This window comes from Novipirellula rosea (genome assembly GCF_039541335.1).
GTDB classification, from domain to species: domain Bacteria; phylum Planctomycetota; class Planctomycetia; order Pirellulales; family Pirellulaceae; genus Novipirellula; species Novipirellula rosea.
In genome coordinates this window covers 176,455-196,630 of sequence record NZ_BAABGA010000120.1, presented here as the reverse complement: position 1 = coordinate 196,630, position 20,176 = coordinate 176,455, and the positions used below count along the sequence as shown (strand labels likewise).

Genomic DNA, 20,176 nt, shown 5'->3' with positions numbered 1-20,176 from the left:
GATCGCTGTGATTCGAATGCAGTGAGAGTCCCCGATCCATGGCATTTGATTCATTTCAAATGCCACAGGTCGGTTTACGTCATTGGATTGCGGAACTCGCAATCGAGTTTTACTTAGCGAGTCGTTCCCGAACCGCCACGTTTGGCAACGTCTTCTTGGATCGCTTTGTCCAAGTACTGCATCACACCCTTGGTCATGTCGAGTGCTTCGTCATGATAGACGATGTTCTTCATCACACCACGGATGACCGAATCACCTCGTTCAAGATCCATCTCTTCGCTGTTGTAACGAAGCACCATGTTGATCTTGTAGTGCTGTGCCAAGAATTGGACGCCCGATGCAATCCGTTGATAGTTTTCAAAGTAGATACGAGCTTCGGCATCGGCAAGCTCTTTACGCTTACGTGCCATGTCCAAGCGAAGCTTCGATTCCATCGATGCCACTTGTTCTTCTTGAGCGGTGTAATCCGGGGTGCCTACTTTGAACGTCTTGAGACGTTCGGCAGCTTGCTTTAGCTCTTCACGCTTGCCTTGAAGCTGAGCATCATAGCTCTTCAAATCGCCTTCGACTCGTTCCACTTGGGCTTTGATGCCAGGGTGGTTCTTGAAGATGTAAGCTACATCAACCACGGCGACGCGGTGTCCGCTCGATGCGGATGCTTCCTGAGCCGTAGCGACACTAGGGACGACGGCTGTCATGGTAAGGATGGCCACTAGAATGGCCGCTACACAGTTAAATCGCACGTCCGCTCTCCTTGCGTTATGGGTGCGCAGATCTTGACTCGACGCAAATGCAAACACTCGTACACGTGGCGTCCATCGCCATCGCCGAGACATTCACGCCGACACTATCAGAACTGTCACTCGCAGTACTGACTCACTCGGAATTGTGCCAGCCACACCGATTGCCGTAAAGACTAATCTGTACAGTTCTGACGAACCCCGAAAAAATTACTCTGTTTTTTACGTTGTGTTTGCTTGTCATCCACCGGGACGAGCATCCAAGCGAATCTCGAACTCCATCGGCTGGCCGTTCCGCGTCAGCGTTACTTTCAACGCATCACCCGGCGAGCGATGGCGAAGTAAATCCAACACGTCCACTGCCGTTCGTACCGACTTCTTACCCAAGCGATCGAGTCGATCGCCCGGCATCAAGCCAGTTCGCTCGGCAGGACCACCCGAAGTCAATCCTGAAATCACCACATGATCGGCTCGATCTTGTAAAGAAACTCCCATAAACGCCGTTAATTGTCGGCGGATCTGGACTCGTTTCTCCGTTTCGGCATATCGCGGACGCGTCTCGCGGGTCGCCAAGTCAAACACGACATCAGAAACCATATCGGTTATTCGGGTTAGACCACCGTAATCGATTTTGTCGGAATCATCACTTGGACGGTGATAATCGTTGTGAAGCCCGGTAAAGAAAAATAAAACAGGCACCCCCGCCTCGTAAAAGGACTGGTGATCGCTCGGCCCGTAACCGCTGGGGACCTTCATCAAATTAAATTGATAGCGTTGGTTCAACCCATCGACCAGCGGCTCGAACCCGTCACTGGTTCCCGTTCCGTAAACCGTCAATTCGTTGTCGTGAAGCCGGCCCACCATATCCAAATTGATCATCGCCACCGTGGAATCGAGCGGATATCGAGGGTGACGCACATAATATTTGCTCCCCACCAACCCACGCTCCTCGCCCGTGAAGCCGATGAACAACACCCGGCGGTGTGATTTGTGCTCGCTGAGTCGCTCCACCAACAAAGATGCGGTTGCTAGCATTGCCGATGTCCCGCTGGCATTATCGTCGGCACCGTTGTGGATCGCGACGGTCCCCGGAGCAAGCGAGCCGTAGCCGCCCATCCCCACGTGATCATAGTGGGCACCGATCACCACCGTCTCTTCGGCCAGCGGACCTCGGCCCTGCAATTCACCAATCACGTTCGAGGTGCTGGCGTTGGAGGATCGGAGCTCGACGCTGACGTGAGCGGTCAAACCCGGAAGCAGCATGCTTTGAGGTCGATACGTGCTATCAATCTTCGATTCGAGTTCGGCGAGGCTGAATCCGGTGGTTGCTTGCAACGCGAGATCAAATCGATCACGTGCTAACGAAACGACCGGAATCGTTTTCTTTTCAGTTGCGGTCGAATCGCGGTCAACCGATTTCGGATCGTCGGGATTAGCGGCGGCAACGGTGACCGTTCCGCCCGCTTCGGCGATCTGCAATACGCCGCGACGCTTCTGATCGACATCGTCGCGGAGCCCGGCGATCATCGTTTCGATTCCGGAGATTCGGCTCAGTAGGGTTGCACGAATGTTCTCGGCTTCCGCTGGCAATCGGTCGAGCTGTTCCCGCACTGCTTCGAGACGATTAAGTTCCGTCGTCAGTTTTTTCTCGGCCTCGGCGACACTCGCTTCGATGCTGCCAGGGTCGTTGATCAGAATCACGGCCGCGGCCCCATGCTGGATCGCGTTTTCAATTTTGGTTTGAAAATAGGCGTGCGGCGAGGTCTTCGTTCCCTCGAAGCGACTGCTGGCGTCGTTCACGCCCGGCTCTTTTCGCAGGATCGCGACGATTTTGTCTTGGACATCGATGCCGGCGTAGTCGTCGTAGTCCAACGCGGCAGCCGTGATGCCATAGCCAACGAAATACAGCTCCGCTGCCACATCGCCCTTGGCCGAACCGATCGACATCGGGTTCATGCCAACCGAGAGCGTCTCATCGATTTGAACCGCCTCGAGACTGCGGGAATCGAGACTGCGGGAATCGAGACTGCGGGAATCGAGATCGCTGGAATCGAGATCGCTGGAATCGGGCTGATCACTTTCGCTCGCGGGATCGGCCAGCGCGTTCGACGTGCGGAAGATTCGCACGAAATTCTGTTCGGCAGCCCCCGGACGCGCACCGACCGGGATTTCAAGCTGCTGAAACGGAGAACCTTGAAAAAGGTCTGTTCGCAATCCGCTGTCGACCATTCGTTCGGCAACGTAATCGGCTGCGACGTGAATCGCGTCGTCATCGACGCTGCGGCCGCGAAGCTCATCGCTGGCCAGATGCACCACATCGGTGCGTAGCTGAGCTTGCCAACGCCCCTGGGATCTTACTCCCGAAGGGCTTTCCGCATTCAGCAGAGAAGTGTTGAGGACCGAACAGGATAGAAGTAGACAAACGGCTCCGAGGGTACGCATCGACCAACTTCCTTTCCCAAACCGATCCAAAAACGTGTCCGACTGCTAATACGTGAGCCGGACACGATTGTTCGCTCGCTGCACTACGCAGCCTTGACCTTTTCGTTGCGTTGAATCAAGTACAACAGCACAGGGCTTGCAACAAAAATCGAGCTGTACGTTCCGACCAGAACGCCGACGACCAAGGCAAACGCAAAGGCGTGAATCCCAGCTCCGCCGACAGCGTAAAGCAGCACGACCACGATCAACGTCGTAAGCGAGGTCAGCAACGTACGGCTGAGAGTTTGATTAATGCTAGTGTTGATCATCTCGCCGGTCAGGTGAGTCGATTTGCCCTTCGTTTCACGGATGCGGTCAAACACCACAATCGTATCGTTGAGCGAATAACCGATGATCGTCAGCAGAGCCGCCACAACGGTCAAGCTGATCTTGAACGGGTCGATCAACAAGAAGCCGAGGGCATCAGCGAGCCAGTAGCTGACCGCAATCGCACCGAGGGTGACAATCACGTCGTGTAGCAGAGCGACCACAGCAGCCAAACCGTACATCACACGTTGGAAACGGAACCAAATGTATCCGATGATGCACAGCAAACTGCCGAACAGTGCACCGAGTGCACGTCCGATCATGTCGCCGGCGACTTGGCCACCGACGCTGCTGCTGCTAATCCAAACCGGTTTGTTGCCAAGACTATCCTTGATCTGCTCCATAATCGCGTCGGCTTGAGCGAATTCCAGCGGCAACTTCACAGTCCACTCGCTGAACGACAGCGAGGACTTGGTGTTCCACTTATCCGCACCTTCGCCAATCGGAGTGAGTTCGATGCCGCGTTCGTTCAGAGGCACGTTGACTGCCTTGGCAGCATTCATCAGCGTTTCGACCAACGTCGGAGCATTGATGCCCGCACCGCCCTCTTCGCCTTCGATGCCAAGTTTGATCAATGCCGTGCTGTAAACGATCGACGAGCGATCCGAAATGGATGGCGTCGTGGTTTCGGCTGCAGGACGATCTTCGTCGGTAGCCACCGTATCGGTTTCCGCTTCGTCCTGAGGATAAAACACAGCCAACTTGGTTCCATTGGAGTCACGCGAATTCAGCGAAGACGCCTTCGGAGCGAGCGGTGCTTTCGGATCAGCGGGCGAGATGTCGATTTTGTAGGTCACAAGATTGACGCTATCGTCCTGAGCGAATGCAGCGGAGATCGCATCTTTCAGCTGATCGACTTGCTCGTACGACGAGTCCACTTTGTAGACGGTTCCATTGGGGCTTGAATCCATGGTCACGCCGTTGACGGTGAACTGAATTGGTTGACCATCTTCGCCGACCATGACTTCGCCGACGATTTTACGAATCGTATCGGTCTCAGTTGGCTTGTCGACTCGGAACTGAACCGAAGAACCACCCGCAAAGTCGATGTCAAAAATGCCTTGACCACGAGCGAAGATCGAAGTGATTCCGATCACGACAAGCAGCGTGGAAACGACCAATGCGAATTTGCCTTTGCCCATGAAGTCGATATTGTCACCGCTGCTGAACATGCCACGCAGCGAACTGACACCGTCGGACATGCTAAGGGTCAAGAATCCGTGACGCTCGGCAATGTCAAAGAACGTTCGCGACATGTAGATCGCGGTGAACATCGAGTACAAAATACCCAGAATCAAAGTAACCGCGAAGCCACGGATCTGGTCCGTTCCGATCGCGTACAAAACGATCGCGGTGATCAAGGTGGTCAAGTTCGCATCGACAATCGTCACGGTTGCTTTAGCAAAACCGTTGCGAATCGCCATACGAGGCGCCGCACCTTTCTTGAGCTCTTCGCGAATACGCTCAAAAATCAGCACGTTCGCGTCGACCGACATACCCACGGTCAAAACGAGACCCGCCAATCCCGGAAGCGTCAGCGGTTGGTTGATCAGCACCATCGTGCCCAGGATCATTCCCAAGTTCAAAACCAACGCGATACAAGCGACCACGCCGGCGAACCGGTAATAGAACAGGATAAAGACAAGCACCAAGCTCAAGGACAACCCGATCGCAAAGAATCCTTTGTTGATCGTGTCTTTACCGAGCGTCGGGTCAATTTGATTTTCGGCGATGGGCTGCGGGGTCAGAGCGGCAGGCAATTGCCCGGCTTTCAGAACCGCAACCAAATCCTGTACCTCTTCCTTGGTAAAGCTGCCGGTGATGCGGCCTTCCTTGCGAATCGGTTGCAGGATATTCGGAGCGGACAGCAAGTCATCATCCAAGACGATGCCCAATTGTCGCTGCATCGTTCCCACAGGAGCGTTGTTGGTCGTCAGAGCAAAGAAGCGTCCCGAACCTTCGTCGGTCAGGTTAAAGGCAACTGCCGGAGCCCCATTTTGGTCGAACGTGCTTGCCGCGAACGCCAAGTCGTCCCCTTTGATATCCAAGTCGGGATCGACAATCATCAGCGTTTCGATGCTGTCGAGACCTTCTTGCTGCATCCATTTGACAGTTTTAACTTCGCCGTTGTCGCCACGAACCGAAGCGGGAAGATCGATCAATTGGCCGGTCATCGGATTACGAACAATCGCATTGCCGACGTTGACTCGCAGCGGCCGAACCCCTTGTTTTTCAATTTTTTCTTGGTCAACACGTGCCCAACGACCAACGATATCACCATTCACGTCCATCACGACGGTGCTGGTGCGTTCGGCTTGGCTATCCGATTCGGACTGCTCGATCGCCAAGTCGATGATGCGTTGATGGTCGTTGCGATTGGCAAGAATCGCAAATCGCAAGATCCCCGCTTCTTCGACACGTCGCTTGATACGATCGAGCTCGTCGACTTCGCCGACACCGCTTGATTCGCCGCCATCGCCCTCACCGCTGGATTTCGCAGGCACGATGATTTCGATCTGACTTTCGCCGTAAGGGCGAATCACGATTTCTTTGGTACCGCTGGGGTTGATTCGGCGTGAAAGCGGCTCAACGAGGTCTTCGGATGTGATCCGTTGCCCCGTCGCTTTATCTTCGCCGATGTTTTTGCTCTGGTCGATCTCGTAAACCAAGATCGTTCCCCCTTGCAAGTCAACACCGCGAGTCGGTCGTTTGTTGATCAGCACTGTCGAGCTTGCGATGATCGCCAACAACACCAACCCCAACCGGGTCGAGTAGTTAGGCATCTTCAGCATCTTCGCCAGCCACCCACCCAGGATGAACGGGACAATCAAAACAGCCAACGCGGCAGCGAGCCAAATGTACTGTTCGATTGAGATTCCTTCCTTAACGGGCTCGGCGAGCTCGTCCGCTTGGGCAAGCGGCATCACGAAAGAATCGAAAAACGATTGGGAAAAGAAATTGCAGTCCATCGTAGGTTTCTGAATCGAAGGAGGGATTCGTCAGTCGTGCGAGTAGCGCGTCATGAGCTATCGCAGAAGTAAATTAGGTTCTAGCTCTTCGTTTTGGAATCGGCATCCTTGTGATCCGATCCCTTATTCTCTTTGTTTGGGTCGATCACACGAGCGATTGCCGTGAAATTGACTTTGATCCGAGTGTTGTTGTTATCGTCGACTCGCAGCGTCAGCGTATTCGTCTCGGACGAGGTCGAAACCACCGTTCCGTGAATGCCACCTGCCGTCACGACGCGATCATTCTTCTTCAAAGTGGACAGCATCTTGGCCTCTTCTGCTTTTCGCCGGCGTTCCGGAGCGATAAAGATCTGAAATGCCAAGAAAAATAGAATCACAAAAGGCAGAAAAGGATTGTTAAATAATTGCTGAAACCAATTCAAATCCTCGGGCGCAGCCGCCTCTTCAGCCAGAATGGCGACTGTCGAAACAATCAATTCGGATGCGATTGAAGCGATACCAGGGTAGAATTCAGCAAACAAAAACACGTCCTTTACGCAATCAGCGGTATCATGTAACCCTACTGAAAAGAGTCTCAGTAGAGCCGCGCAGCCTCCACTAGGGCTGGGTCAGCGAATGCGGCATGATATGGAAGCGAAAAAAACGTCACAAGCCCAGCACGGCGGTTATTACGTGACGGACACGGACTTCCTGGTGCCTCGCACGTCTCCCGCTGTGGTCTTGGCCCCAGCGGATCGGAACCGACTGGTGCTCCTGCCAGCCAAATTGGGCCGCTTCGACCCAAACGAGCCCCTTGCCTCCTAACACGCCCCCCCCATTCTGCCCTAACACGCCACCTTTATGCCAATCACGATTCCCCCCTGGCCTCGCCAAACCCCCGAGATCGCCAGGGCCGTGACCGATTGCATCGAGTCGGCAGATTGGGGTCGCTACGAGAGCGAGACGAAAAACGCACTGATTGTTGCGATACAATCGTTTTTCGAAGCGACTTACGTGCGATTGTGCTGTAGCGGGACCGCGGCAATCGAAATTTCGCTGCGTGCGGCGGGGGTGACAAACGGCGATGAGGTGATCGTTTCCGCCTTTGACTACCCAGGGAACTTTCGCTGTATTGAATTGCTCGGGGCCAAACCGGTGCTGGTCGATGTGTCATCCGAAAACTTTGGCCCCGACATCGATTCGGTTGCCGCCGCCGCCAGCGGGCGTGTTCGCGCGGTGATCGCATCCCATCTGTACGGTCATGCCTGCGACATTGCGTCGCTACGCGATTTGTGTGACGAAAATGGCTGGGTGCTGATCGAAGACGCCTGCCAGGCCCCCGGAATGAGGGTCAACGAAAAGCCGGCGGGATCGTTTGGCCATTTGGCGACTCTTAGCTTCGGCGGTAGCAAACCATTGTCGTCAGGAAACGGAGGCGCAATCTTGACCAGCGATGACCGGATTGCCGCTCGGATTGCCGGAATGCTCGATCGCCCTAGCGACGCGTTTCCCCTAAGCGCTTTGCAAGCCAGCGTGCTGGCGCCCCAGTTGTCGGAACTTCGGAAACAAAACGAGCAGCGAAACCGCATCGCTCGACAAATTCACCAGCAGCTCAACCAGATGGACTCGCCGCTTGTCTGTTTGGCAGAAACTCGCGATGGAATCGAACCGGCCTATTATAAACTCGCACTACGCGCCGATTCGCAGGCAATCCGCAATCAAGTCGTCGCCACAGCGGCGGAGCACCACCTGCCGATCGGCCATGGTTTTCGCTCGATGGCACGTTCTAGCGAGCGGCGCTGCCGCAAACCGGTTCCACTGGACCGCGCCGAAGCACTTGCCAATCAAATTTGTGTGCTCGATCATCGTGCGCTGCTGATCGACGAATCGGACGTTTTCGAACTCTGCCAGATACTAGGGACCCCATGAAGTTACTGATCACCAATGATGACGGGATCGATGCCCCCGGTTTGGCTGCATTGGTTGAATCGGTGTTTTATGCGATGGGTGACAACGTCAAAGTGATTGTCGTCGCGCCGGACCGTGGACGCAGCGAGTGTGGGCACAGCGTGACCACCGGACGCCCCCTGGCGGTCAAATCCGTTCGCCCTGATTGGTTCCAGATTGACGGAACGCCGGTGGATTGCGTTCGCGCCGGCCTCGGCGTGCTGGCCAAGGGAGCCAACGCGGTGATCTCGGGTGTCAACGCTGGCGCGAACCTAGGAGTCGACCTGCACGTCAGCGGAACGTTCGCCGCCGCACGCGAAGCGGCAATCTCGGGCATCCCTGCGCTCGCGGTGTCGCATTACCGTCGTCCCGACATCGAGAAAACGTGGGACCATGTCCCTCGCTGGACTAAAGAAACGATCGAAGAATTTCTACAAACCTCACGACAACGACAAGATGCTCCGCTGCTTTGGAACCTTAATCTGCCTGCCATCGATCCCACGACCCAACAACCGCCACGGGTGCGATGCGATGTTGATTGGGAACCGATGACACGCACGGCACATCATCGTGAATCGGAGATCCATTTCGAAAGCGATTTCCATGGACGACCGCGGAAACCGGGACTGGATGTCGAACAGTGCTTTGGCGGCGCCATCACGCTCTCGGACATCCGTTTGGATCGTCATCTAGGTTAACGCGTTTTACAAAGCTTCCGACTGCAAACGATCCCGCCCAATCGAGTAACGCAGTGCGGACTTGAGCTCGCTGAAGCGGAACGTGTAACCGGACTGTTGCAACGCTCGGGGAACGACTCGGGTGCTGGCCAACAACAAGGCGTCGGCCATTTCGCCAAGCGCCAATCGCAGCCCAAACGCGGGCGCAGGAAACAACGGCGGCCGGTTCAGAACGCGTCCCAAAACACGGGTGAAATCGGCGTTCGTGATGGGCTCGGGCGAAACGAAGTTTACTGGCCCGGAAACACCCTCGCTTTGCACGCAGTGGTAGATTGCCCCCAACACATCATCCAGTGCAATCCAGCTCCACCACTGATTTCCGCTGCCTAGTTTGCCGCCCATCATCTTGGCCGGTAACAACATCTTCTCCAGTGCTCCTCCCGCCACCGAAAGCACCAACCCGAATCTCGCATTGACGACACGAATTCCCGCGTCAATCGCAGGCTGGCAAGCGGCCTCCCATTCGCTCGCAACGTCGGCGAGAAAGTCGTCCCCGGGGCTCGAAGACTCGTCGAGCACCGTGTCGCCACGGTCACCGTAGATCCCGGTTGCGGAAGCGCAGATCAAGACTTTTGGCTTACGCTTGAGCGTTGCGAGCGATTCACAAAGTTGGCGTGTTTTGACCACACGGCTGTCACGGATCTGTTGCTTGACCTGCTCGCTCCAACGCCCTCCGGCGATCGACTTGCCAGCCAGATGCACAACGACATCGACGTCAGAAAACTTTTCAATCTCGCTGGCGTCACTCCAAGCGGCAATCGCACAATCGTTCTCGTCCGAGCTCGAATGATCCTTGGATCGCACAATCGGAGTCGCTTGGTGTCCCAGCAATGTCAGTAGACGCGTCAGATTCGAGCCGACTAATCCGCTCGAGCCTGAGATCGCAAAACGAAGTGGGGCGGACCGATAGCGGGCGATCAACTGCAAATCATCCGCCGTCACCCGGTGGCGGTACGCGAACATCGATTCAATTTTGCGCTGGGCGATTGAACTGCCACAGAAATCGCCCAAGGCCCCCATGGGCAATTCGTATTCAACCAAATCGGTTAGCGACGCGCCCGATTCGGGCTGAGCTCCCACACGTTCGCGGAATTCGTGGTGATGGTTCCAACTAGCAAAAGGACCTGACACTTGCGAATCGGCAAAATGCCGCGGCGGATCGTACTCGGTGTGCCGAGCAACCCAGCGAAGCGGAACTCCGGCAAACCTTGTTTTTAAAACCACCTCGCTGCCGACATGCAGACTCTGGTCGCTTGATTCCAACGAAACGCTTTCCCAGGGCGGGGTCAGACGCTGCAGGGCACCGGGGCGTTCGTGATAAGCAAATGCGTCCGCGACCGAGACGGGAAGCGGGGTGGTGACGCGATAGTGACGTTTCTGGCCCATGAGCGATGAAGTTTCTCTTGGTGTGCAACACGTGTGTCTCGGTGGTCGCCGCAATAACACAGCGGTAATCGTGTCATCGTAACGTCGCGGCGATGTCTTGGGGGACGCAAACTAGCTTTCGAGTTCCGCCAAACACACGTCACTTGCCATCAAACGCAGCTTCTCCATCGCCCGGCTTTCGAGTTGACGGACCCGTTCCTTGCTGATCCCGAGTCGATCGGCCAACGCCTGCAGCGTGCGAACTTTGCGGTGAGGCCCCAGCGAGAAACGAGCCCGGATGATCAGCTTTTCTCGGCGATCGAGCTCATCCAGCATTTCAGCCAAGCGGCGACGCAGTTCGTGCCACCGCGTTTCGCTGATGGACGATTCCGACCCTTCATCGGTCAATTCCAGATTCATGTCCTGCAAACCGCCCATCACCTTTTGACGCTCCTGCTGATTAAGCACCACGGTGCGGTACGCGTTCCGCCGCACCACTTGCGTTGCATAAGTGCTGAAACGAAAGCCACGATCATAGTCAAACTTTTCGACGGCTCGAATCAACGCTACGATTCCATCGCTAAGCAGCTCGTCAAACGGATTGTTGCCGTTGACAAACTTTTTGACGATCGAAAATACAAGACGTAAATTCGCTTCGACAATCCGATCGCGGTGCCAATGGGCCAAGGCGATAAAGCGTTCAATTAAGGCCAAACGGGCGCGTGACGGGCGTTTGGGGTTCAGCAGACGACGATGCACTGCGGCTTGATGCAGCAAAAAATTCATCCGCTGAAACAACATCACCTCTTGCTCGGGTTTCAACAGCGGCGCCTCACACAAACGCCCCAGGTGAATCGGCAGATCCGAACCGCTGCGAGACACGATCCGTGCCCCCGCCGCAGTCTTGGGCTCCGCAAGCTCTAGCGGCGATGCAAACACAACCTCGCCCCGCTTTGAATCTGCGAATTCTTTGTTGCCAATGAAGCTGATCTCGTGGCGAAGTTGAATTTTGGTACGGCGAACCAGCTCGTCTTTTTCCATCGCCTCGTAATCGGTCAAGTACGGCTCGATCGCGGTCAACGCCGCCGCCAATTCGCTGGCCCGGATCCAGCCCCCAGCTCGTGCTGGGATCACTGCCGGTTCATCCTCATGGCGGATGGCATCGGCAGCCGATTCGCCCCCAGACGAGTTGGCTTGGTGTCGGATTTTCGCGACCGCTAGTTCGGAACCCACGGGCTCGCTTGAGATCGAAATCGAGGTAGTCATAAGGATCACAGGGGTTGAAATTTGATTGGGTTGGCGACCGCAGGTGAACTCGATTGCGAGCGAAACGGGCGGGGCCGAGGCACGTAACGCAAAGTGCAGGCCAAAATGACCCACCGCCTCGCATGCACGTTTTGCACGACGAAATCGTTCACTTCGTTATACCGAGCCCCAAAGGCAGAAACAACATAGAAAACATCTGAAAGCCGGCAAATTCCTTGGCCCCGCCCAGGAATGCACGAAAACAAACGTTATTTATCGATTCGGATCGCATTGGGCTGTTGGCGAATTTTGCCCGACTTCTACAATCACTGGCGACTCGGAAGTTGAACGAAAAACGTTCGAAACGTTCAAAACGAATTCGGCGTGGACGTTTTTTGCTCAACTCCGGTCATTGTTCGCAATTCAACAATTGCCCTCCTGGAACCTGATCCCGTGGCTGTTCGACAACCTCATTACTCGCCAAAGCAAGTCGCCGATGCACTGCAGGTCAGCGAATCCTCGGTCAAGCGATGGTGCGATCGTGGCACCATTCCGACCATTCGCACTGTCGGTGGCCACCGGCGAATCGCACTCGATGGGCTGCAAACCTTTCTCACGCAGGCCGATCGTGCGTTGGTTAATCCGGACGTGCTGGGGCTTCCTGCACTGTTGTCATGCCGAAAACCAGAGATTTCTGGCGCTGAAACCGATTACCAGCGTCATTTCCGCAGCGCTATGGCGGTCGGTGATGAACCAACATGCCGGGAAATCCTCCAACTCCAGATCAAACGCCGCCAGAGAGAGCGGGGGCAGACCTGTGCCGAAATCGCCGAACTCTTGATCGCCGACGCGATGCACGGACTCGGCGAAGCATGGTGCAGCAACGAACTGGACGTCTACCAAGAGCGGCGAGCCTGTGGGATTGCCCATCGGTTGATCACCGAATTGATCGCGACATTGCCGCCCCCCGAATCCGCCGCGTTGACCGCCGTGGGTGGGGCCCCAGAGGGAGACCACTACCAATTGCCGATGCTGTTAGTGCAGTTGGCTCTTCGCGAATTGGGCTGGAACTCGGTTTGTCTGGGGAACCATTTGCCGCTGCAAAGCTTTGCACAGGCTGCCCATGACTATCAAACCGATCTGGTTTGGTTGAGCGTTTCCGCGATGTCCGACGCCGCTGCATTTATCGCCCAAGAAACCAAACTGGCGGCCGATCTCGGCGAGCACATTCCGCTGCTAGTGGGCGGCCGAGCGCTCTGTGATGACATTCGGCCACGGTTACGCTACACCGCTCATTGCGATAACTTGCGTCAATTCGTCGAATTAGTAGCGATGATGCAACTAAGTCTTCGACGTTGAACATCCCAACGTGATGCCGAGTGAACGCGATGCCAAGTGATGCGATGCCAAGTGATAACGAATGGTCACGTGACTCCGAAGCCTCCAATGAGCCGGTTCAAGATTTGGCGGGATCCAATCGGGACGAAACGCCTGCGGCTCGCATCGCCGCGTCGGTGCGGCAACGATTGTATGCACGCTCGGTGTTTTACCCGACCTTGGCCTGGAACTATACGCTCGGGCGAATCTTGCGAGTGCGACGCTGGTGGGACTATATCGATCCCAGCGTGATCGTCGGGGCTTACCCGTTTGCCCGCGACGTTCCAGGACTGTCGGCCGAAGGGGTCCGCGCGGTCGTCAACACGTGCGAAGAGTATCCAGGGCCCTTAAAAGCCTATGAGACATTTGGAATTGAACAATTCCATATGCCAACAACCGATTTCACGCATCCGCTGTTCGAGGATGTTTGTAATGCGGTCGAGTTTGTCCAAAGGCATGTCGAGGATCAGGGCAAAGTCTATATCCACTGCAAAGCCGGTCGCGCACGAAGTGCAACCGTGGCGATTTGCTGGTTGATCAAACACCGAGGACTGTCGATCAGCGAAGCCCAGACGACGCTGTTGGCCGCACGTCCTCATATCAATCCACGACTGGGGCAGCGTCCCGTCGTTCAACAGTTTGCCGAACGCTGGGGCGTGTGAACGTCGCAGACCGACGCTCGAGAGAAAACGTTCGATCCTAATCGATCGATTCCTTCATCGATGGCAGAATCCGAGTCCCACAATCGCCTGGTTCGGTAATGAGTTCCCGAAATGCCTTCGCGCCGATCGGCAGCGACTTCATTTCAACCACACTTGCACCTGACCACACGCACCTGATCACACGCAGCGGCCCGATGCCAGACGGAAGATTTTCCCGTCAATCTCGAACCGCCGCATGACGTCGGGGCCTATCAACGCGAGCTGACACCCCGAAAACTCGCTCCCGCAGCCTCATGGCGGCGGTGGCCACAGAGAAAATGTGATGCAGCTGAACCGCGACATGTGGAACGATTCACACTAGCGATAACAGATTTAGCAATCACTAAAACTCAGCGTTGATTGTCTCTTTGCTTGCTCGAGTCCCCAACGCACCCCAGAGCCCAAACGGACTCATCGCGCCCGCGATCGGAGCAGTGGTGTCGTTGTCGGTGTTGTAGGGCGTCGGCGAATTCTGGTTACCAGCTTCGATCGAGTCGGTGATAAACTTAACCGCACCGTCACCCATCAGAACATGCACTCCACCTTGATGCCGACTTGACGCAGTGGAGTGTCCACTCGACGAGTCACCACCTCCCAAATACATGGGACCATTTGGCGGACGAATGGTTGTAAAGCTTGTATACAACTGAGCACCGTCGGCCCATCGTCCTCCACGAGTGGAGTTACCGCCAAGAATATTCCCTGTCGACTGAGCCCAAAATTGAGGACGCGCGGGGTCAATCTCTCCGGCCAGAGGAAGAGTCGGACTGGCGTTGTGAATCGAACCCCAACCGACACTTTGTCGGGCGCTGGTTCTCACATCACGATCACCCAAGTCCGTTGCAATTTCACCGCCCATGATTGTATTGGCGAGTCCATCAAGAACGTCACGGAAGCCGGTTGCTTTGCGGGGAACAAAGATCCCGCGATTAGCCAGCGAGACACTCTCTTGCGAATACCACTTGTTGTTGGTGGTGTCAAAATTAGCAGCTCCGGTATCACATCGGTGCGTGCCATCTGCGAGACAAGCGACGTAATTGGTTCGTGCCATCGCAGGCAATCCAGTACCTGGATCACTTGGGCAACGAAAACCGGGCACCTCGGTCATCCACGGCTTGTAAGCGGTCGTCCAAGGAGCTGGCCCCATCGCTGGCCACGAGGGCGTGCCGCCATCGGCCATCGGGTTAGAGATTTGCTCCCACAACGATTGCTGTTCGATGAAAGGAAGAACCCCAATCAAAAACGAGAGACGAAAACGATTGTTTCCATCGGTTCGCGAGGTTCCGCCAGAGTTAGCGCCGCTGCCGTTTGGCCCCCCAATGACTCCGACGTAAGTCCCGCCCTGCTGCATGGGCAGCTTGTTGTAGGCGGCGTGGTAGTTGTGAAGCCCGAGTCCGATTTGCTTCACATTGTTGCTGCAACTCATGCGGCGAGCAGCTTCGCGAGCAGCCTGAACCGCTGGCAATAACAACCCGACCAATACACCAATAATGGCTATCACCACCAATAGCTCAACTAGCGTGAACCCGTCACGCCGTTTTTTTGAAACCAGACAGTACCGCGATTGGACCTGCATTGCTCATCTCCAAAGAAAGTAAAAAATGATGAAAAGTGTAAGTTGAAAAGGAAAAGACAGCTATGAACTATTTGCCTTTTTGCTGCTTCTCGTAACTTTTGGCGTCTTCCGCCATTTGCTTGTCGTAGTCATCGAGTTCTTGCTGCTTGGCCTCTTCGGACCGATCATCGACGATCACAGTAGGCTGACCATCGGAGCAACCTACGGCTGAAACAAGAGGGAGAAATAAGAGAAAACAGAAAAGAAACTTTTGCATTCTGAGACAACTTCCGGATAAAGACAAAAGAGTTACAAATTGATGTCAGCGAGCGCATTGTGAGAATGGAATCTTAAAATGTCAATCAGCAAAGTTCGCGGATTTTTAGAGCTCAATGACTCGAGAGCTATGTCTCGCCTAAAGCATGTTGTCAGCCGGATAGGTGCCAGGCAAAACAGCGGATAGGATCGCGGTGACAAGACGTTCGCTCGTTCTTAAAACTGTCTCATTTCTGGACAAACAAAGCAGCGAAGGGTCGAAGTGGCATGTGATTAAAAAATGCCGCATTCCGTTGGGAATGAGACCAAGCTAAAAGACGAAACTGCTTGATCTGTCTTCGCAGACACCCGGTTTTGATAACGGACTGTGCAAAGATGCACATCGAATTGCCCAACAAATCGCTGCCTGTTCCCACCCGCTCGAGTTGCAAAGCACGCTTTGCAAGACGACAGCAATCGCCATTCGCTACACTGACCTTTCGTCCTAGACACTATGGTCTCACTTCCCTAGCCATTGTCACTAGCGATCTGTTTTGATTCGTTCACAGACATCGGTTTAGGTACTGTTCGCAAATAACTTCGTGATTCCAGTTTTGTTACAAATCACGCGGGAAGTGTTTTCTCTGTGGTGGACGAGGCGACGAGTCCCGTCGTGCCACTAAGTCGCTGGGACTCGTAGCCTCGTCCACTACGTTTAAAGCTGGGACTCGTTGCCTCGTCCACTACGTTCAAAGCTGGGACTCGTAGCCTCGTCCCCGACATTTAAAGCTGGCCGACCTACGCCCGTTTGATTGAAGAAACAGCTAGGAAGAACATTCAGCGTGGTATAGAAACGTGATTTTTCCCATTTGCTTGGTACTGCCAGCAAGAGGTGTGCAAAAACATGCAGCTCCCCAATAAGTTCGCTCTCTGGTTAGGGGTCGCCGTCGTGCTAATGGTGGGAGCGTTTTGGCTTCGGCAAGCGGTCATCTCGACGCCACCACCCGGGCCTTCCGCTCAGGAAAACACGATCGAAACGCCCTCGCGATTGACAACCGAGCGTCGCCAATCAACCGAGCGTCCCCCGGCACCGGAGCTTCTTCCGCAAGGTTTTGTCGGGTCCGAGACTTGCGGGACCTGTCATCGCGATCGATTTGAGAGCTATCAGGAAACCGATCACAGCCGTTCGCTGCGACGCGTCGACGATGTCGACCTGAACACGGACGTTAAAGTGGCTCACGACTTAAGCAATCGGTTGTTCGAAGTTTACCAAAAGAATTCACAGACCTGGCACAAACAGACTCTGCTGCCTGCCCCCACCGATCGCGATCCAAAGAAGCCAGAAAGACGTCTCGAAGCAGGCGACTATCCCATTGAATTTGTAATGGGCAGCGGCCACTTCGCTCAAGCGTTCTTGCTTCGTGATCAAGGCTTTTTGCTGCAATCCCCCCTCGCGTTTTACACAGCTCCTCAAGCCTACGAAATGTCACCTGGATACGATGTCCCCCACCATCTCGGCATGACCCGGGTGATTGATGACGACTGTCTTTTCTGCCATGTCGGTAGCTTGAAAAAAAGCAGCGACCCGTTTCGCCCCGTTATCAATGAACTCTCGATCGGGTGCGAGCGATGCCATGGTCCAGGATCGACCCACGTCGCTCACTATCAAACGCAAAAGTCCTCAGATGCCTCCGTGCACCTCGCAGACGATCCGATCAAAAATCCGACCAATTTGAGCCGGAACGCGCAAGAATCGATATGTGCCCAGTGTCATCTGCAGGGCGACGAAGTCGTTGATGCGAGTGACCGTACCATTTGGGATTACCGTCCCGGCGACGACCTAGCCGATTACCGCAGGATTTATGAGTTCTCTTCACAAGAACCGAATTCCGAAGAGGTCTTTGTTGGGCATTTCGGACAACTTTGGCAAAGCAAGTGCTATCTCGGATCGGACGCACTCACTTGCATCACGTGCCACGATCCGCATCACACGCCGAAGCCAACCGAGTTAGATGCACTTCGTAAACAGCAATGTTTACAGTGTCACACCGACGATGCGTGTTCGGTTCCCCACGAAGTCCGCATTCGTGACGAACAAGACCGCTGCGTGGCTTGCCACATGCCCGCGATCACGAGCGAGGTTGTCCACTCGGCAACGACCAATCACCGTATCGGAATTCATCGTCAAGACGCGACGCAAGATGCTTCGACCGCGACGGGCGAGCAACGAGAACATGTCGACGATCCGAGCGTACGACGAATTGCACCTCCGGAATCGGATGGCGAGGAACGGGACAGCACAACAAGATCGGATCTGCTCGCGAATTCACTTCGGTTGCTGAATGATTTGACGAGCCAAGGAAAATCCGAGCGGATGGCGGAGCTGGATTCATTATTAGCATCGTTGTCTCGCTATGCGGCAGAGCATGTAGACGACTCGTCAATTCATGTTGTCTTGGCACAACTCGCCTATCAAAAATTGTTGTTCGTCGACATGACACAAGACGAGACCGCAACGACATGGGAATTAGCGAGATCGTATGCGACCAAGGCTTTGGCGAATGCGTCGATTTCACGCCGTGACCAGCTGCGTGCATGGGAGGTATTAGCAGCTTGGAATTTTGACTCCGGCAACATTGCAAACGCGAAAACGTATTACCAACGGTTGACCACAGGACGCCGCTCGGCAAGCGACTTTTACAATTTGGGTTTATGTCTTGGAAAGCAACAAGATTTCCTAGGTGCCGAGATGGCGTTTCGCCAAGCCGTTCACGTCAACAACGAATACCCATTGCCCTATCGATCACTTTCGATCCTGTACCGTCAAACGAATCCAGAGCTATCACGAATGATGGTCGATATTGCTGAATTCCTCACCCATCGAGTCAATCATTAATTCGGTTGTCCCTGTTCGTGAACCGAACGCGTTAGCACCGGGGTCGCCGCTCGGTAAATCGCGGTTAATAGGAGGCCTGCGGCTAGCGCCCAATGCAGAGCAGCAAGGAATGCCCCCACCGTTTGACGCGGCAAGTAGCAAAGGCGTTTTAGCGAGTCCATGAAAAAAGGGCTCACCGTATGTCACAGCGAACCCTTTTAAAATCGAACGGTTGGCGAGAGGAATTGAGATGCGACCGAGCAGGACTCGAGCCTCCACGGGCGTCTCAACTCCACATCCTTAGCTTTGGTGTCCCGATTCGATCTGGCCTTCCTTGATCACAATCGAGATGCCGTCGCGAATTTGCAAGGGTTCGTCTTCGCCTTGGTTTTCCACTCCGGCTTGGTTGGTGATTTTGACGTTTTCACCAATGCGGCAATTTTTGTCGAGGATGGTTCCCTCGATCACGCTACCGCTGCCGATCCCCATCGGCAATACGCCTGCAGGAAGCTCGGTCTTTTCGCATTCGATGTCGTCGGCGCCCATGACTACCGAATCTTTGATCGTGACATTGTCGCCGATCACGGTCCGCAGCCCGATCACGCTGTTTTTGATTGTCACGTTGTCACCGATGCGGCAACCGTCGGCGATCAAACTCGACTCGATATGTGCATCGCCCATGATGGTCGGCGGCAAGAAGCGAGGGCGGCTGTAGATCGGTGCGTTGGGATCGCGAAGTTCAAACGGCGGCGCCTTACCCGCGAGCGATAAGTTGGCTTCGTAGAACGCCCGGATCGTTCCGATGTCTTCCCAATACCCATCAAACAAATGCACTTGGACTTTGTGCGATTGCAGCGATTGTGGGAAGATCCCCTTGCCGAAATCTTCGTGCGAAGATTCGTTTAACAGATCGACCATCACGGACTTGTTGAAAATGTACAACCCCATACTGGCCAAACAGTCACGACCGTGGCTCTCGACGCCGCGAGCGTCAATCCAGGCGGGATCCATGCGTACCGTCGCCAACTCTTCTTCGGTTTGAGGCTTTTCGACAAACCCGGTCACACGTCCGGTGTCGTTGACCTGCATGATTCCCAGCGACGACGCATCGTCTCGCGAAACTGGGATCCCGGCGATCGTGGCATCCGCGCCGGATTCGATATGCGTCCGCAGCATGTCGCGAAAATCCATGCGGTACAGTTGGTCACCCGACAGAATCAGTACATGTTCGATCCAGTCCTCTTCGAGGTGGACCAAGTTTTTTCGCACCGCGTCAGCGGTCCCTTGGTACCAATCGGTCGACTCGTCAACGGTTTGCTGGGCAGCCAGCAGCTCGACAAACCCGCCACTAAAGTGATCGAAGTGATAGGTTTGTCGCAGGTGACGGTGCAAGCTTTCCGACAAAAACTGCGTCAGCACGTAAACGCGATTCAGTCCGCTATTGATACAGTTACTGATCGGAATATCGATCAAGCGGTACTTGGCGGCCAAGGGGACAGCGGGTTTGGCGCGGATTTTCGTCAACGGAAACAAGCGAGTTCCGCGACCGCCACCCAGAATCAAAGCAATCGTATTTTTTAGGTCCATGACAATTCTCGTAGTTAATCCAAGTAAGAAAAGCTT

The 20,176-nt window shown here is 54.8% G+C and carries 14 protein-coding genes; 5 read left to right on the top strand and 9 right to left on the bottom strand.

What is annotated here, in order from left to right; genetic code table 11:
• Window positions 1-113: 113 nt before the first annotated feature.
• From ABD971_RS33065 to yajC, 4 genes are all read right to left on the bottom strand, one after another.
• Window positions 114-743 carry an OmpH/Skp family outer membrane protein gene (locus ABD971_RS33065; RefSeq protein WP_345327935.1) on the bottom strand — a complete coding sequence of 210 codons (630 nt, stop codon included), beginning with the start codon at window positions 741-743 and terminating at the stop codon, window positions 114-116.
• A gap of 237 nt (window positions 744-980) precedes the next feature.
• Window positions 981-3,182, bottom strand: a complete 2,202-nt coding sequence (locus tag ABD971_RS33060; RefSeq protein WP_345327934.1) for a M28 family peptidase — start codon at window positions 3,180-3,182, stop codon at window positions 981-983.
• A gap of 83 nt (window positions 3,183-3,265) precedes the next feature.
• Window positions 3,266-6,472, bottom strand: coding sequence for a protein translocase subunit SecD (secD, locus tag ABD971_RS33055; protein WP_345327933.1), 3,207 nt, complete (start codon window positions 6,470-6,472; stop codon window positions 3,266-3,268).
• Window positions 6,473-6,597: 125 nt separating this feature from the next.
• Window positions 6,598-7,038 carry a preprotein translocase subunit YajC gene (yajC, locus tag ABD971_RS33050; RefSeq protein ID WP_339936131.1) on the bottom strand — a complete coding sequence of 147 codons (441 nt, stop codon included), beginning with the start codon at window positions 7,036-7,038 and terminating at the stop codon, window positions 6,598-6,600.
• A 319-nt stretch (window positions 7,039-7,357) separates the two neighbouring features.
• Between yajC and ABD971_RS33045 the strand changes: the two genes are divergently transcribed.
• On the top strand, window positions 7,358-8,425 hold the full coding sequence (locus ABD971_RS33045) for a DegT/DnrJ/EryC1/StrS family aminotransferase (protein WP_345327932.1): 1,068 nt from the start codon (window positions 7,358-7,360) through the stop codon (window positions 8,423-8,425).
• A complete protein-coding gene (gene surE, locus ABD971_RS33040; RefSeq protein ID WP_345327931.1) occupies window positions 8,422-9,141 on the top strand; it encodes a 5'/3'-nucleotidase SurE in 720 nt (239 codons plus the stop codon). The genes ABD971_RS33045 and surE overlap by 4 nt, the downstream gene beginning before the upstream one ends.
• Window positions 9,142-9,147: 6 nt before the next feature.
• Here surE and ABD971_RS33035 read toward each other — a convergent pair whose 3' ends face one another.
• Window positions 9,148-10,566: a TIGR01777 family oxidoreductase gene (locus ABD971_RS33035; protein WP_345327930.1), complete on the bottom strand. Its 1,419-nt coding sequence runs from the start codon at window positions 10,564-10,566 to the stop codon at window positions 9,148-9,150.
• Window positions 10,567-10,677: 111 nt separating this feature from the next.
• Window positions 10,678-11,811, bottom strand: a complete 1,134-nt coding sequence (locus tag ABD971_RS33030) for a sigma-70 family RNA polymerase sigma factor (protein ID WP_345327929.1) — start codon at window positions 11,809-11,811, stop codon at window positions 10,678-10,680.
• A gap of 432 nt (window positions 11,812-12,243) precedes the next feature.
• Here ABD971_RS33030 and ABD971_RS33025 point away from each other — a divergent pair, with 432 nt between their 5' ends.
• Together ABD971_RS33025 and ABD971_RS33020 are read left to right on the top strand one after the other, a co-directional pair.
• Window positions 12,244-13,149 carry a helix-turn-helix domain-containing protein gene (locus ABD971_RS33025; protein ID WP_345327928.1) on the top strand — a complete coding sequence of 302 codons (906 nt, stop codon included), beginning with the start codon at window positions 12,244-12,246 and terminating at the stop codon, window positions 13,147-13,149.
• Between the two features lie 29 nt (window positions 13,150-13,178).
• Window positions 13,179-13,829: a dual specificity protein phosphatase family protein gene (locus tag ABD971_RS33020; protein WP_345328517.1), complete on the top strand. Its 651-nt coding sequence runs from the start codon at window positions 13,179-13,181 to the stop codon at window positions 13,827-13,829.
• 382 nt (window positions 13,830-14,211) lie between these two features.
• Here the strand turns inward: ABD971_RS33020 and ABD971_RS33015 are convergent, their stop codons facing one another.
• Together ABD971_RS33015 and ABD971_RS33010 are read right to left on the bottom strand one after the other, a co-directional pair.
• Complete coding sequence (locus tag ABD971_RS33015; RefSeq protein ID WP_339936119.1) at window positions 14,212-15,444, bottom strand: DUF1559 family PulG-like putative transporter; 1,233 nt, start codon at window positions 15,442-15,444, stop codon at window positions 14,212-14,214.
• A 67-nt stretch (window positions 15,445-15,511) separates the two neighbouring features.
• The gene (locus ABD971_RS33010; RefSeq protein WP_339936117.1) at window positions 15,512-15,700 is read right to left on the bottom strand and encodes a hypothetical protein; all 189 of its coding nucleotides are present in this window, start codon (window positions 15,698-15,700) and stop codon (window positions 15,512-15,514) included.
• Window positions 15,701-16,582: 882 nt separating this feature from the next.
• On the opposite strand from ABD971_RS33010, the gene ABD971_RS33005 reads away from it, so the two are divergent.
• Window positions 16,583-18,574 (top strand): cytochrome c3 family protein, encoded by a 1,992-nt coding sequence (locus ABD971_RS33005; RefSeq protein ID WP_345327927.1) that lies wholly within the window; start codon window positions 16,583-16,585, stop codon window positions 18,572-18,574.
• A gap of 279 nt (window positions 18,575-18,853) precedes the next feature.
• Here the strand turns inward: ABD971_RS33005 and ABD971_RS33000 are convergent, their stop codons facing one another.
• Window positions 18,854-20,146, bottom strand: coding sequence for a glucose-1-phosphate adenylyltransferase (locus tag ABD971_RS33000; protein WP_339936618.1), 1,293 nt, complete (start codon window positions 20,144-20,146; stop codon window positions 18,854-18,856).
• Between the last annotated feature and the right edge of the window lie 30 nt (window positions 20,147-20,176).

What these genes read in the sequence shown, in the direction of transcription:
- ABD971_RS33060 (WP_345327934.1), bottom strand. Translation starts at nt 3,182, where the DNA reads ATGCGTACCCTCGGAGCCGTTTGTCTACTTCTATCCTGTTCGGTCCTC.
- secD (WP_345327933.1), bottom strand. Translation starts at nt 6,472, where the DNA reads ATGCCGCTTGCCCAAGCGGACGAGCTCGCCGAGCCCGTTAAGGAAGGA.
- ABD971_RS33045 (WP_345327932.1), top strand. Translation starts at nt 7,358, where the DNA reads ATGCCAATCACGATTCCCCCCTGGCCTCGCCAAACCCCCGAGATCGCC.
- surE (WP_345327931.1), top strand. Translation starts at nt 8,422, where the DNA reads ATGAAGTTACTGATCACCAATGATGACGGGATCGATGCCCCCGGTTTG.
- ABD971_RS33035 (WP_345327930.1), bottom strand. Translation starts at nt 10,566, where the DNA reads ATGGGCCAGAAACGTCACTATCGCGTCACCACCCCGCTTCCCGTCTCG.
- ABD971_RS33030 (WP_345327929.1), bottom strand. Translation starts at nt 11,811, where the DNA reads ATGACTACCTCGATTTCGATCTCAAGCGAGCCCGTGGGTTCCGAACTA.
- ABD971_RS33020 (WP_345328517.1), top strand. Translation starts at nt 13,179, where the DNA reads ATGCCAAGTGATGCGATGCCAAGTGATAACGAATGGTCACGTGACTCC.
- ABD971_RS33015 (WP_339936119.1), bottom strand. Translation starts at nt 15,444, where the DNA reads ATGCAGGTCCAATCGCGGTACTGTCTGGTTTCAAAAAAACGGCGTGAC.
- ABD971_RS33010 (WP_339936117.1), bottom strand. Translation starts at nt 15,700, where the DNA reads ATGCAAAAGTTTCTTTTCTGTTTTCTCTTATTTCTCCCTCTTGTTTCA.
- ABD971_RS33005 (WP_345327927.1), top strand. Translation starts at nt 16,583, where the DNA reads ATGCAGCTCCCCAATAAGTTCGCTCTCTGGTTAGGGGTCGCCGTCGTG.